Source organism: Paenibacillus apiarius (assembly GCF_017052585.1).
In the GTDB taxonomy this organism is placed as follows: domain Bacteria; phylum Bacillota; class Bacilli; order Paenibacillales; family Paenibacillaceae; genus Paenibacillus_B; species Paenibacillus_B apiarius.
In genome coordinates this window covers 732252-745656 of sequence record NZ_JAFFHZ010000001.1, presented here as the reverse complement: position 1 = coordinate 745656, position 13405 = coordinate 732252, and the positions used below count along the sequence as shown (strand labels likewise).

General features: G+C 53.7%; 9 protein-coding genes. 6 read left to right on the top strand and 3 right to left on the bottom strand.

Going from position 1 to position 13405, the window contains the following annotated elements; all coding sequences use genetic code 11:
* Positions 1-21: 21 nt before the first annotated feature.
* The 5 genes from JSQ80_RS03485 (at position 22) to JSQ80_RS03465 (ending at position 8050) form a co-directional block, all read left to right on the top strand.
* Positions 22-1554, top strand: a complete 1533-nt coding sequence (locus JSQ80_RS03485) for an ABC transporter ATP-binding protein (protein ID WP_206094354.1) — start codon at positions 22-24, stop codon at positions 1552-1554.
* On the top strand, positions 1551-2627 hold the full coding sequence (locus tag JSQ80_RS03480) for an ABC transporter permease (protein WP_087435217.1): 1077 nt from the start codon (positions 1551-1553) through the stop codon (positions 2625-2627). Before JSQ80_RS03485 ends, JSQ80_RS03480 begins: the two co-directional genes overlap by 4 nt.
* A gap of 3 nt (positions 2628-2630) precedes the next feature.
* Positions 2631-3584 carry an ABC transporter permease gene (locus JSQ80_RS03475; protein WP_087435216.1) on the top strand — a complete coding sequence of 318 codons (954 nt, stop codon included), beginning with the start codon at positions 2631-2633 and terminating at the stop codon, positions 3582-3584.
* A 314-nt stretch (positions 3585-3898) separates the two neighbouring features.
* A complete protein-coding gene (locus JSQ80_RS03470; RefSeq protein WP_206094353.1) occupies positions 3899-6574 on the top strand; it encodes a YhgE/Pip domain-containing protein in 2676 nt (891 codons plus the stop codon).
* Positions 6575-6715: 141 nt separating this feature from the next.
* Entirely contained in the window at positions 6716-8050 is a 1335-nt protein-coding gene (locus JSQ80_RS03465; RefSeq protein ID WP_087435214.1) for a DRTGG domain-containing protein, read from the top strand.
* A gap of 63 nt (positions 8051-8113) precedes the next feature.
* Here the strand turns inward: JSQ80_RS03465 and JSQ80_RS03460 are convergent, their stop codons facing one another.
* From JSQ80_RS03460 to JSQ80_RS03450, 3 genes are all read right to left on the bottom strand, one after another.
* Positions 8114-8416: a YtpI family protein gene (locus tag JSQ80_RS03460; protein ID WP_176392923.1), complete on the bottom strand. Its 303-nt coding sequence runs from the start codon at positions 8414-8416 to the stop codon at positions 8114-8116.
* Between the two features lie 109 nt (positions 8417-8525).
* On the bottom strand, positions 8526-9029 hold the full coding sequence (locus JSQ80_RS03455; protein WP_206094352.1) for a sporulation membrane protein YtrI: 504 nt from the start codon (positions 9027-9029) through the stop codon (positions 8526-8528).
* Between the two features lie 116 nt (positions 9030-9145).
* A complete protein-coding gene (locus JSQ80_RS03450) occupies positions 9146-9472 on the bottom strand; it encodes a YtrH family sporulation protein (protein WP_087435300.1) in 327 nt (108 codons plus the stop codon).
* A 150-nt stretch (positions 9473-9622) separates the two neighbouring features.
* On the opposite strand from JSQ80_RS03450, the gene JSQ80_RS03445 reads away from it, so the two are divergent.
* Complete coding sequence (locus tag JSQ80_RS03445; protein WP_206094351.1) at positions 9623-13327, top strand: DNA polymerase III subunit alpha; 3705 nt, start codon at positions 9623-9625, stop codon at positions 13325-13327.
* Positions 13328-13405 lie beyond the last annotated feature (78 nt).

The following is a 13405-nucleotide window of genomic DNA, read 5'->3' as shown; positions in this document are numbered from 1 at the left end:
CTCGTTACGGAGGGGAACGCCATGCATAACGGAGAAATCGTGCTGGAGCTCAAAGGGATCACGAAGCGTTTTCCCGGCATCGTTGCTAACGACCAAATCAGCCTGCAGCTAAGAAAAGGCGAAATTCATGCTCTGCTTGGAGAGAACGGCGCGGGGAAATCCACGCTAATGAATATTGTGTTCGGCTTGTACCAGCCAGATGAAGGGACAATTGAACTGGGTGGACAACCCATCGTGATGAATGGCCCGAACAAAGCGATCGAGTGCGGTATCGGCATGGTGCATCAGCATTTCAAGTTGGTTCCTCCGTTTACCGTGACGGAGAATATCATCCTTGGCATGGAACCGAAGCGAGGCTTCGGCACGGACCTGAAGGGCGCCGCCAGCCGGATTTCCGCTTTGTCTGCGCAATACGGGCTGAATGTCAATCCGGAAGCGAAGATTGAATCGATATCCGTAGGCATGCAACAGCGGGTCGAAATTATGAAGACACTGTACCGGGGCGCGGAAATCATTATCTTCGACGAACCGACCGCGGTGCTTACCCCGCAGGAAATCACCGAGCTGCTTCAAATTATGAAGCGGCTCGTGAATGAAGGGAAATCGATTCTGCTCATTACGCATAAATTGAAGGAAATTATGGATGTCGCCGACCGGTGCACGATTATCCGCCGCGGAAAAATGATAGAAACCGTGACGGTGGCGGACTCGAATCAGGAGACGCTGGCGGAGAAGATGGTCGGGCACCGCGTGCAATTCAAGACCGACAAGGGGCCGGCGAATCCGCAAGAGGCGCTGCTTGACATTGCGGATCTCGTCGTATCAGCCGAGAACGGGCAGCGGGCGGTCGACGGGATTTCTCTGTCCATCCGCGCAGGCGAGATTGTAGGCATCGCCGGCGTGGATGGCAATGGTCAAGCGGAGCTGGTCGAAGCGATTACCGGCATGCGGCCGGTTGAGTCTGGCTCGATTCGGCTTGAGGGTCGTGATGTCACACACGGTTCGCCGCGCGCGGCGTCCGAAGCGGGCATTTCGTATATTCCGCAGGATCGCCACAAGCATGGCCTCGTGCTCGATTTCGACGTTAGCGAAAATGCGGTGCTGAAGTCTTATTATGAAGATCGCTTCAACCACAAAGGGCTGCTGGATCGGCAGGCGATAGCGTCGGTTGCGGAGCGGTATGTCGAGCAATTCGACATCCGAACGCCAGGCATTCATACACCGGTTCGTTCCATGTCAGGCGGCAACCAGCAGAAGGTGATTATCGCGCGGGAAATCGCCAGAGAGCCCAAGCTGCTCGTCGCGGCCCAGCCGACGCGGGGCCTCGATGTAGGGGCGATTGAGTTCGTGCACAAGCAATTGATTGCCGAGCGCGATAAGGGAAAGGCGGTTCTGCTCGTGTCGTTCGAGCTGGATGAAATCATTAACGTTTCCGATCGGATTCTGGTTATGTTCAACGGCAGGATCGTCGGCGAGACGACACCAGAGACGACATCGGATCAAGAGCTCGGTCTGCTGATGGCGGGCAAGCATCAAGGAGGGGAGCGGGAATGAACAAGCTCAAAGCGCTGTTAGCTGGAGAATCCGTCAAAATCTCGTTATTATCGATCGTCTTGGGACTGCTGCTTGGCGCTGTCGTCATGATTGCCGGAGGATATAACCCGCTGCTTGCCTATCAGTCCATGCTGGATAAAATTTTCGGCAACCCCTACGATATGGCCGAGGCGCTGCGCGCGATTGTGCCGCTTATCTTCACCGGGCTTGCCGTAGCCATTGTATTCCGCGCCGGGATGTTCAACATCGGGGTAGACGGCCAGATCGTAATGGGGTCGCTCGGCGCTCTCATGGTCGGCAATATGCTCTCTTTGCCTCCAATCATCCATGCGATTGCAGCTGTTATTGCTGGGACGCTGCTTGGCGGATTATGGGGCGCTTTGGTCGCCGTATTGAAGACCAAGCGGGGCATTAATGAAGTTATATCCTGCATCATGCTGAACTGGACGGCACTGTACCTTAGCCATATGGTCATCAAAGCGTTCATGGCGGAAGAAGGAACATCCCGTTCGCAGAACATCCAGGAATCGGCCAGCATTCAGATCAACTGGTTAAGCGAACTGCTGGACGGGGCGCGCATTCATTGGGGCTTCGCGCTGGCCGTGGTCGCGTTAATCGCTTACCACTTCTATATGAACCGGACAAAGTGGGGATATGAGATACGCGCTGTAGGGAACAACAATCATGCAGCCCGATATGCGGGAATGAATGTGTCGCGAGTCGTCATTCGCACGTTCTTCCTGTCCGGCATGCTGGGTGGTATGGTCGGGACATTCGAAGTGCTCGGCGTCTTCAAATATATGGCGATTGCCTCCGCGACATCGGGGCTGGGCTTCGACGGCATTGCGGTTGCGCTGCTCGGCATGAACGGGGCATTGGGCGTAATGCTGGCTGCGGCGCTGTTCGGGTCGTTGATGTACGGCGCCCAAGGCATGAGCTTCGGCGCAGATGTTCCGGGTGAGGTAATCAAGATGGTCATTAGCATCATCATTTTCTTCGCTGCGGCTCCCGGCATGATCCGTTGGCTGCTCAATAAGACGAAACGTTCCAAACAGGCGAATCGGGAGGGATAGCAGATGGAAATACTAGGGTTTTTGATCAACGGCACTCTCGTATTTGCAACGGCTCTAATTTTCGCTGCGCTGGGCGGCCTTATCGCCGAACGAACGGGTGTCATTAACTTGGGACTGGAAGGCTTTATGGTATCAGGCGCCTTCTCTTCCGCGGTTACTGCGCATTATGCGGAGCAAGCCGGATTCGGAGCGGCGGCGCCATGGCTTGGTTGCTTGGCCGCGCTCGTGTTTACCGTTATCTTCTCCGGCATCCATGTCATCGCATCGGTCCGCTTCAAGGCCAATCAAGTCATTAGCGGCATCGTCGTCAATATGCTGGCCGCAAGCTCTACCTTCTTCTTGGTAAAGCTGCTGTTTGACGGCGCGGCTGACACGCCGGTCATTACGAATGTATTCCATCGGGTTCGCATTCCGTGGTTAAGCGATATTCCGTTCCTTGGCAAAGCGCTGTTTCAGACTTATCCGACGACGTACATTGCTTTTATTCTGGTCATTGTTGTCTACCTCGTCATGTTCAAGACACCGCTCGGTCTTCGGATGCGGGCGGTGGGGGAACACCCGGGAGCGGCAGATACGGCCGGGGTCAACGTGAACCGTCTGCGCGGATGGAGCGTTATGGTGGGCGGTTCGATTGCGGCGCTCGGCGGCGCTACAATCGCACTGACGGCGAACAGCAGCTTTTCGTTCAATACGATTTCAGGGCAAGGCTATATCGCGCTGGCCGCCGTTATATTCGGCCGCTGGCATCCGGTCGGAGCTATGGGCGCCGCGCTGTTCTTCGGCTTCGCCCAGGCGCTTAAGGATCAGGTGCAGCTGTATGATTTTGCAAGGGCCATCCCGACGGAAGTATTCTATATGCTCCCGTATGTATTGACGCTTGTCGCGCTCATCTTTACAGTTGGAAAGGGCAGTTCTCCGGCTGCGCTGGGCCAGCCTTACGAACCGGGGAAGCGTTAGCGCTGCCGGTTAGGAGCTGCTGTAGAATACAATTGAATAGGAATCAGTTGAACCCGCTCCCTATAGAATGAAGGAGCGGGTTTTTCGTATGTTCGAAATATAATTGCACTTTATTAAATGTTATGGATAATGGATTAAGTGTGCGTTTGGGGAAGGATACTTTAAATTTTAACGTTTTTTCAGGTGCTAAAGCTGCAGCATTCCTTGAAAATGATATTTGAAATTTTCAGAACGAAGGAGTATAATAACTGGCATCTGTTAAATCAGAACTAATTTAACAAATTGGTCATTTGGTCATTAAAGGAGGTGACAGTATGAAAACTCTTCGGTTTTTTTGGTCGGAATTGATGGCAATAGTTCGGTCCAAGGACGCCTTGATTCCAGTTCTTGGACTCCTGGTTATCCCCCTTATGTACAGTGGTGTATATTTGGTAGCTAACTGGGATCCATACAGCAATGTTAAAAACATACCTGTCGCTGTCGTCAATGAGGACCGGCCGGTTATGTTCGAAGGAAAGGAAATTGCCATCGGTCGCGAGCTTATCGATAAGCTGCACGATAATGATGCAGTCCAATTTCACTTTGTAACGCGCAAGGAAGGGGAGCGCGGATTAAGCGAGAATAAATTTTACCTCTTAATTCGTATCCCGGAGGAGATGTCGCACAACGCGACGACGATTCTGGACGCCAATCCCGAACCGATGAATCTCATTTATACAGAGAACAGCAGCTTTAACTTCTTGTCCGGGCAAATTTCAGACAAGGTGGTTCAAAACATCAAGTCGGAATTATCGCAAAAAGTGACGGAGACTTACGTGGAGCAGATGTTCAATGCGATTGGGACGGTTGCGGAAGGGCTCGGTACGGCAAGTGACGGGGCCGGAATGATTGAGGATGGTCTGGGCCAGTTGGGCGAAGGGTTACAGAAATTCCGCGACGAGCTCAATTCTCAAGTGAATTCCAAAACTTCGGAAGCCAATACGTTGGTTGAAAGAATGCTGGATGAGAACCAGGAGAAGCTGGACGAATTGATACATCAGGAAATTGACGAAGCGATGGATAAAAACAAGCCGAAGCTCGTTGATAAAATCCATGAGGAAATCGACACGGAAGCAGACAAATATACGGGTATCGTACATGATACCGTCCATGTCAAAATTGATGAGCTTGTCAATGAATACTCGCTGCCGACGAAAGAGAAGCTGCATGAGCAAATTGATAAGCAATCGGTCAAATACGGGGAGGAAATTCGCAAGAAATTGCATGCTGAAATTGATAATGCCTATGAAAAAAATATAAACAAGGTAATGGGCACAATCAGCCGCGAGCTCGACAAATCGATTACAGATATGGGGCCGGTAGCTCGCGCGAAGATGCATAGCATCATTGATCGCGAATATGGCAGGATCGAGGATTCTATTCGGGCCTCTATTCATAAGTACATTGACGAGAAGGTCGACAAGCTGTTCGACGAGGCGATTCAAAAAGGGAAGGAACAGCTTGAACAAATACAGGCCCAGCTCGATCAATTGGAAGAGAAGCTGAAGCCTATCGAAGAGCAGCTTCCTCCGGAGCTGCAGCAGCAATGGCAAGATATGAAGAAGCAGCTGGATGCGGTTCGTGCGAAAATAGAAGCAAGCTTGACTCCTGATAATCTGGAACAGCTGAAAAAGAAAGTCAAACAAGATTTGACTAACATGGTTGACAATGAAATGAACAAGGCCAGCAAGATAATTCTGGGCAAACTGCATCAAACAGCCGATACGAAATTTGACGAAATTTATCCGAAGGTCCGTTCAATGGCTCAACAGGTCGCGACTTCCAAAACAAATGAACTCGCGCCGAAGTTGCTTGCCAAGGCGCACATGTTCGCGGAAGATACGTATCAGGAGAAATCGAAGCTGTTGACTGACAAGCTGCATAAGCTCGTCGACGATAAATGGACGGAATATGAGCCCAAAGTGGTCAACAACGTTCATCATAAAGTGAATGATGAGCTGGATCGGGTTATGCCGGAAGTGATCGCGAAGATCCATCAGGCAGCCGATGACAAGGTGAACGGTCTCGAGCCGATGGCACGCGATATGATGCATGAAATGGCGGAAATGAAGCTGGATGAAGCTGCCAAGAAAGTGCAGACGCTTATTTTTGAGAAAATGAGCGATATGCTGAATCAGGTAGAGAAGGCGCAAGACGCGATTAATGACGGATTCGCCCAACTGTTGGATGGTCAGCAGAAGTTGCTGGCCGGCGGCGGCGAGCTGCGCGACAAGCTGAGGGAAGGCGCGGAGAAGGCAACACAGGATACGACCGACAAAACGTATCAATTTATTACGTCCCCTGTGAGCAGCAGCAAGCAGGAAAATCATGATGTAACAACGTACGGTGTAGGCATGGCCCCTTATTTCCTGTCACTGGGCTTCTTCGTTGGAGCATTAATGTTCTCAATGATTTATCCATTGTATGAGACGAGTGGACGACCGCCTTCCGGTTTTGCATGGATGATGAGCAAATACGGATTTATGATGGTAGAGAGCTCCCTTCAGGTTCTCATTTCGGGTCTTGTTGTTTTGAACGTGATCGGATTGCCAGTCATGAACGTGACGATGTTCTTTGTCGTCTGCGTGATGGCGAGCTTGACTTTCTTTGCTATGGTACAATTTTTCATAACGTCATTTGGAAACGTGGGGCGTTTTGTTATCGTTGTGCTGCTGGTGCTTCAATTGTCATCGACAGCAGGATCGTTCCCAATCGAAATGGCGCCTGAGTTTTTCCAAATGCTGCATCCTTGGTTCCCGATGACGTACACGATCCGCGCTTTCCGCGGTGTCATTGCGCTTGAAGATATGGGCTATGTATGGATGAATTTGAGCAAATTGTCAATCTTCCTTGTGCTTTCGCTAATCGGAAGCTTCGTCTTCTTCAGAATCAGCCATCGCAAGCTGGTGAAGAAAGAGCAAGCGGAAGCGGGAACAGTGGCAGCCGGTTAATGATTAGATGACGCATACGATCTCAAAAGACAAGATGATGCTGGAAGGTTTCCAGCGTCTCTTGTCTTTTTTGCAACCGGCTTTAAATATATGGTAATATAAAGACAGATTACAACAGTTCGGTTATTAGGGGTGCAACAGATGGATGGACATGATGCGACGTTAACGAAGCACGAGCAGCTGCTTCATCATATTGAAAGTCTGAAGCCGGGTACGAAGATTTCCGTGCGTAAATTGGCAAAGGAAATGTTGGTGAGCGAAGGTACGGCCTACCGGGCCGTAAAAGAGGCGGAAAGCATCGGCATCGTCATTACGAAGGAACGCATTGGCACGGTGCGGGTGGAGAAAAAGCCGCGCAATATGTCCGAGCAGCTGACGTTCGGCGAAGTGGTGGATATACTGGGCGGGCATGTGCTTGGCGGCAGCAGGGGGCTCAGCAAGACGCTCAATAAGTATGTCATTGGTGCGATGAAGCTCGACGCGATGGCGCGTTATATCGATGCCGGCAGCCTGCTCATCGTCGGGAACCGGGAGGATGCGCACCGGCTCGCGCTGCAGCACGGAGCGGGCGTTCTGATTACAGGCGGGTTCGGCACGAGCCGGGAAGTGAAGCTGCTTGCGGATGCTCTGGATCTGCCCATTATTTCATCGAAGTATGATACGTTTACGGTCGGATCGATGATTAACCGGGCATTGTTCGACCGGCTCATCAAAAAGAAGATTATGATTATCGAGGATGTCGTGGCGTTGAAGGCCAAGGTATATGTGCTGCGGCCGGCGAGCACGGTGCAGGATTTCGAGGAGCTGCGCGAGGAGACGGGACATAGCCGCTTTCCAATCGTCGACGAATGGTACCGGGTTATCGGCATGATTACGTACAAAGATATATTGGGTGCGGCTTCCGATCAGACGATCGACAAGCTGTACACGCGCAATCCGATTACCGCCACTTTGCAGACGACGCTTGCTTCGGCAGCCCATACGATGGTGTGGGAAGGCGTGGAGCTGCTTCCGATCGTGGACCGGAACCGGAAGCTCATCGCCGTCGTTACAAGACGTCAGGTGCTGCAGGCGATGCGGGATGCGCGGAAGGAACCTCAGCTCGGAGAAACGTTCGACGACTTGATTTGGAACGGATTTGAAGAAGAACGTGACGATCAGGGCCGATTGTTCTTCCGCGGGGTCATTACGCCACAGATGGTCAACGCCTTCGGCTCCGTATCTGAAGGCATATTGACAACGGTTATAACTCAGGCCGCGCTGCGGGCCGTCAAAGACGAGAGAAGCTACGATCACGTGATGGAAAATATGACGACGTATTTCGTGCGGCCGCTTCAGATTGAGGATGTGGTGACGCTTCATCCCGAATTTATCGAGATGAGCCGGAAATTTTGCAAGCTCGAACTGGAGATTCGACATGGCGAGCATCTCGTCGCCAAGGCGATGATGACCGCGCAATCGATCGATCATGATTAAGCCCGTGAAGATGGGAGCAGATAGGAAGGGACGGCGCAATGGCTCGCTGTCCCTTCTGCGCATTTATTTCTGCGGTGACGCAAGTCTCTGAAAATGGCCGTGATTGCGGAGTCCCGCAAACAGATTGAACAGCCCGATAACGAGCAGCACGGCGCCGACGATGACACGGACCGTCGAGCCGGTATACAGGAACATTTGAATCGAAGCGATGAATATAAGCATCAGCCCCATGCACACGTTCATGCGTGCCGCGTATAAGCCGCGCAGCACGGGTTCCGCTTGGCGCCGCGAGCGAAAGCTGTAAATTACGGACAGTGCCGATGTGAGGCAGATAAGCAGCAGCAGAGCCCATTGAATCCATTCCATCATGGAAGCAACTCTCCTTCGTTGTAGAGGTCGTTCAAAAAATAGCTTTTTGAACATTGAGGTTTGTGGTTCATTTTTCCTTAATAGTACCATAATTCGGGAGGCTGTCCTATTGGAATGACAAATTTGTCGGCAGATACGTTTTGACATCGACCCAGACGTGAAGCACCCCTTCTGTCAACAGCATCGTGCGCATCTGCACCGTGTAATCCTTCGCATTGATATCCGGGTAAATTTTGCGCGCGAGCAGTCCTTCCACCAGCTTGCTGTACTCGTCGATTTGGAATGCGTCTCTTCCTTTCAATCCAGCCAAATCCTTCAGCAAACGCCGGCGGATCTCGGTTTCATCCGCTTGCGGAATGTCGGCATCGCTGCTTGACTTGTAAATATGCAGATCGATGCTGCGAATGATCGTCTTGTGGTTTTTGTACCGCAGCAAATCTTCCGTCTTTGCCTGATATTGGACCAAACGGTCCTTCAAATCCATATTCATCATCATCAGCTGATTGAACTGATGCAAATATACGGCATGGTATACCGCTGCACCTATCACGATGCCGACGATGACGAGCGCCGTGTCGCTTAACCATCTCGGCACTGTATTGGGTCGCATGCTGCATCGTCTCCTTTCAAAGTGAAGAGGTTATGCTTCCGAAGCCGTTTTCTTGCGAAAACTTGTGCCTCCCGGCGCTGAAAAGCGGCTTTCTGAACATACGCTTGAGGCTGCTCTTACGACCGTCCGCGGCAAATCCATTGAATGAGTTCCGTACCGAGATGCGCTCCGACAAAGGAGACAAAAATGTAGAGCAGCTGTTTGAACACGGGAGATAAATTACCGAGCCAGAAGTTGCTTTCAATGACGCGTATCGGATCGATCGTGCCGCCGACCGCGGCAACGACCGCCCATATTTTTAAATGCTCGGCGATATACTTCATCGTATCGACCGGCGACTGCAGCGCAATCACGGCACCGATGCCGGCCAGCATCGAGCCCCCGAGCACCACGCCGAAGGCGATGAAGAAGTCGAGCAACGCTTTGGACATGAATGAGCCCATTATGGCCGCTCCTTTCGAATAGATGGATATCGGGCTGCCAGCCAAGGACAAGAGCCCCCTTGTACATGTATAGAATCCGTTCCCGGAAATATGATACAATAAGAGACGAAAATATGTTCGCATGATGCATTGGGATGAGGAGTGAAGGGCATGGACCAGTTCGTGCATTTGCACGTGCATAGTGAATACAGCCTGCTCGACGGCGCGGCGCGTATCGAAGCGCTTGCCGCCCGAGCGGCCGCATGCGGAATGAAGGCGCTCGCCCTCACGGATCATGGGGTTATGTATGGCACCATTGCCTTCTACAAAGCATGTGTTGCGCATGGCATTAAGCCTATTATCGGCATGGAAGCTTACGTGACGACCGGCTCTCTGCGCGAGAAGGGCTCGCGCAAGGACCAGCCGATTTACCATTTGATTCTGCTCGCCAAGAACGGGCAGGGCTATCGCAATTTAATGAAAATTTGCTCGATCGGGCATCTGGAAGGATTTCATTACAAGCCGCGCGTCGATATGGACACATTGCGGGCTCATTCAGAGGGAATTATCGGCCTCAGCGCCTGTCTGGGGGGAGAAGTCTCGCAGCATGTGCTGCATGGCCGGAGCGAGGAAGCACGGCAAGCCGCAGAGCGATATCGCGACATCTTCAAGGACGGATTTTACTTGGAGCTTCAGGATCATGGCTTGCCCGAACAGAAGAAGGTCAACATTGGACTTATCGCCTTGAGCGAGGCGACGGGAATTCCGCTTGCCGCGACCAATGACGTCCATTATATGAAGCAGGAGGATGCGGCGGTGCAAGACGTGCTCATCTGCATCGGCACCGGCAAGACGATTGAAGACGAGAGCCGTTTGCGCATGGGTACCGACCAGCTCTATTTCAAATCTCAAGCAGAGATGGGCCCGCTGTTCCGGCATGTGCCCGAGGCGATCGCCAATACGGCGCGCATCGCAGAGCAGTGCCGTGTCGAGCTGGACTTTGAGACGTCGGTGCTGCCGGCCTTTGAACCGATCCCGGACGGGATGACGGCTGCGGAATATTTGCGCCAGCTGTGCGAGGAAGGCTTGCAGAGCCGTTACGCAGGCCAGACGGAGTGGTCTCAGGAGGCGTTCCGCCGCAGCGCTCAGGAGCGGCTGCAATATGAATTGGACACGATTGAGAAGATGGGGTTTTCCGATTATTTCTTAATCGTCTGGGATTTCATTCGCTTTGCCCACGAGCAAGGCATCATGACCGGGCCTGGCCGGGGTTCTTCAGCGGGCAGTCTCGTTGCCTACAGCCTCCGCATTACGAATGTCGATCCATTGAAATATAAGCTGTTGTTCGAGCGGTTTTTGAATCCAGAGCGGATTACGATGCCGGATATCGATATCGATTTCAACGACGAGCGCCGGGATGAAGTCATTGCCTATGTGGCGGATAAGTATGGCCATGACCGTGTAGCGCAGATCATAACGTTCGGCACGATGGCTGCCCGCGCGGCGGTGCGAGACGTCGGCCGCGTGCTGAATGTGCCGTACAACGAGACAGACCGGGTGGCCAAGCTCATTCCGAATCAGGTCGGCATGACGTTGGACAAAGCGCTGCGCACGAGCTGCGAGCTGCGGGAATGGTCGGAGCGGGAGACGCGTATTGGCGAGCTGCTGGCGATGGCATCGAAGGTGGAGCGTACGCCGCGCCATGCTTCCACGCATGCGGCTGGCGTCGTCATCAGCGAGGAGCCCTTGACCCATTACGTTCCGCTGCAGGCGGGCACGGAGGAGATTGCGCTCACGCAGTATTCGATGGAGCATCTCGAAGCGATCGGCATGCTGAAGATGGATTTTCTCGGCTTGCGCACGCTCTCCATCATTGAGCGCACGTTGGAATGGGTGAAGAGCCGCACGGGCTCCGCGCTTGATCTGAGCGCGCTCGACGATTCGGATGCAGCGACCTACGCGCTGCTCACCCGCGGTGATACGACAGGGCTGTTCCAGCTGGAATCGGCCGGAATGCGCCGCGTGCTGCGGGAGCTTAAGCCTTCCGTATTCGAGGACATCGTATCGGTGCTGGCGCTTTATCGCCCGGGTCCGATGGAATTTATTCCGAATTATATTCAGAGCAAGCATGGGCTGAAGCCGGTGGAATACCCGCACCCGGATTTGGAAGCGATTTTGCGTGATACGTACGGCATTATCGTCTATCAGGAGCAAATTATGCACATCGCCTCCAAGATGGCGGGGTTCTCCTTGGGTGAAGCGGATCTGCTGCGCCGCGCCGTATCCAAGAAGAAACGCGAAGTGCTCGACAAAGAGCGCCAGCATTTTGTCGAAGGCAGCCGGGGTCAAGGCTATACGGAGGAAGAGGCGAATCGGGTCTACGATATGATCGTGCGGTTTGCGGACTATGGCTTCCCGCGCGCGCATGCGGCCGCATACGGCGTGCTGGCGTTTCAGACGTCATATTTGAAGGCGCATTACCCCATGGAATTCATGGCGTCCATGCTGACGGCGAATATGGGCAGCCACCGGAAAATTGCGGAATATATCGAGGATTGCCGAAGATTGCACATCGAGCTGCTTCCGCCCGACGTGAACGAAAGCATGGTTCACTTCACGCCGCTTGAAGGGGCGATTCGCTTCGGTCTCGGCGCGATTAAAAATGTGGGCACGACCGCGATCGAGAGCATCATTCAAGAGCGCAAGGAGAAGCCCTACGCGGATTTGCTCGATTTCTGCCAGCGGGTAGACCTGCGCGTATGCAACCGCCGGGTTATCGAATCGCTTATACAGGCGGGGGCCTTCGATATGCTGCCTGGACACCGCGCCCAATTGCTTACGATGCTGGACGAGACGCTGGACACCGCGGCAAAGTGGCGCAAGGAACGGGAAGATTTGCAAATCCAGCTGTTCGGGTTCGTCGAGGTAAGCAATTGGACGATAGATTATCCGAACGTTCCGGCTTTAACGATGGCTGAACAGCTGGAACTGGAACGGGAGCTGCTCGGACTATATCTGTCAGGGCACCCGTTGGACGATTATACGGATTTGTTGCGCGAGGTGGAAACGGATCGGCTGGTCGATCTGCACGACGCCCCGGATGACAGCGAGTGCATCGTCGCCGGGATGGTCGTATCCATCCGCTCGATCATGACGAAGAAGGGCAAGCCGATGGCGTTCATCGAGCTGGAGGACCGCATCGATCGCGCGGAAGTGGTGCTGTTCCCCGAAGTATGGCGGAGGGCGGAGCCGCTTGTTCATAAGGGAGCTCTGCTCGCGGTTCGAGCCAAGGTGCAGCAGCAGGATGACGATTACAAGCTGCTGGCGAACGAAGCGGTACCGCTGGAGCAGCGTGCCGTCGCCGCGCTTGTGAAGCGCGGCTCGATGCGCCGCCGCGGGCCGCAGGGCGGGCCCGGCGCGCCAAGTCCGCACGAGAAGCAAGCCGCCGTTAAGCCACGGGCGGCAGCGGGTGCGGGGCTTGCCGCCGCAGGCGCTGCGGAGCGCACGGGCGTCGCCTCTCCGGGCCCGGCCCATTCCGATGCCAGCCCGGCAGGCAATGCGCGTGCGGAGACGCCGCGCGGCGCCGCTGCTCTGCGCAGAGACGCCGGGCCGCCGGCGGAGCGCCGCACGCCGAGCGCGCGTTCGGGGGCTCAGCGCGTGTACATCAAGATAACGGCCGATCGCGAACGGCCGGAGCTCTTGCAGGAGCTGAAGCAGCTCCTGAAGACGCGCCCCGGACCGCTGCCGACCGTGCTGTTCTATGAGCGCGAGCAGCAGTTGATCGCGCTGAACGAGGCATACGCTTTAAAGCCTTCCCCGGAGCTGTTCAAACAGATCGAAGCCATATTCGGCGATGGCACCGTTCGTGTTAAATAATATTAATGGCATGAACGTTTCCCCTCCCGCTTGCATACATTTTAGATACGCCCTGTTCATGAAGAGACAAGTCACGGA

Excerpts from the sequence above, each read along its gene's own strand:
- JSQ80_RS03485 (WP_206094354.1), top strand. The coding sequence starts at position 22 with ATGCATAACGGAGAAATCGTGCTGGAGCTCAAAGGGATCACGAAGCGT.
- JSQ80_RS03480 (WP_087435217.1), top strand. The coding sequence starts at position 1,551 with ATGAACAAGCTCAAAGCGCTGTTAGCTGGAGAATCCGTCAAAATCTCG.
- JSQ80_RS03475 (WP_087435216.1), top strand. The coding sequence starts at position 2,631 with ATGGAAATACTAGGGTTTTTGATCAACGGCACTCTCGTATTTGCAACG.
- JSQ80_RS03470 (WP_206094353.1), top strand. The coding sequence starts at position 3,899 with ATGAAAACTCTTCGGTTTTTTTGGTCGGAATTGATGGCAATAGTTCGG.
- JSQ80_RS03465 (WP_087435214.1), top strand. The coding sequence starts at position 6,716 with ATGGATGGACATGATGCGACGTTAACGAAGCACGAGCAGCTGCTTCAT.
- JSQ80_RS03460 (WP_176392923.1), bottom strand. The coding sequence starts at position 8,416 with ATGGAATGGATTCAATGGGCTCTGCTGCTGCTTATCTGCCTCACATCG.
- JSQ80_RS03455 (WP_206094352.1), bottom strand. The coding sequence starts at position 9,029 with ATGCGACCCAATACAGTGCCGAGATGGTTAAGCGACACGGCGCTCGTC.
- JSQ80_RS03450 (WP_087435300.1), bottom strand. The coding sequence starts at position 9,472 with ATGGGCTCATTCATGTCCAAAGCGTTGCTCGACTTCTTCATCGCCTTC.
- JSQ80_RS03445 (WP_206094351.1), top strand. The coding sequence starts at position 9,623 with ATGGACCAGTTCGTGCATTTGCACGTGCATAGTGAATACAGCCTGCTC.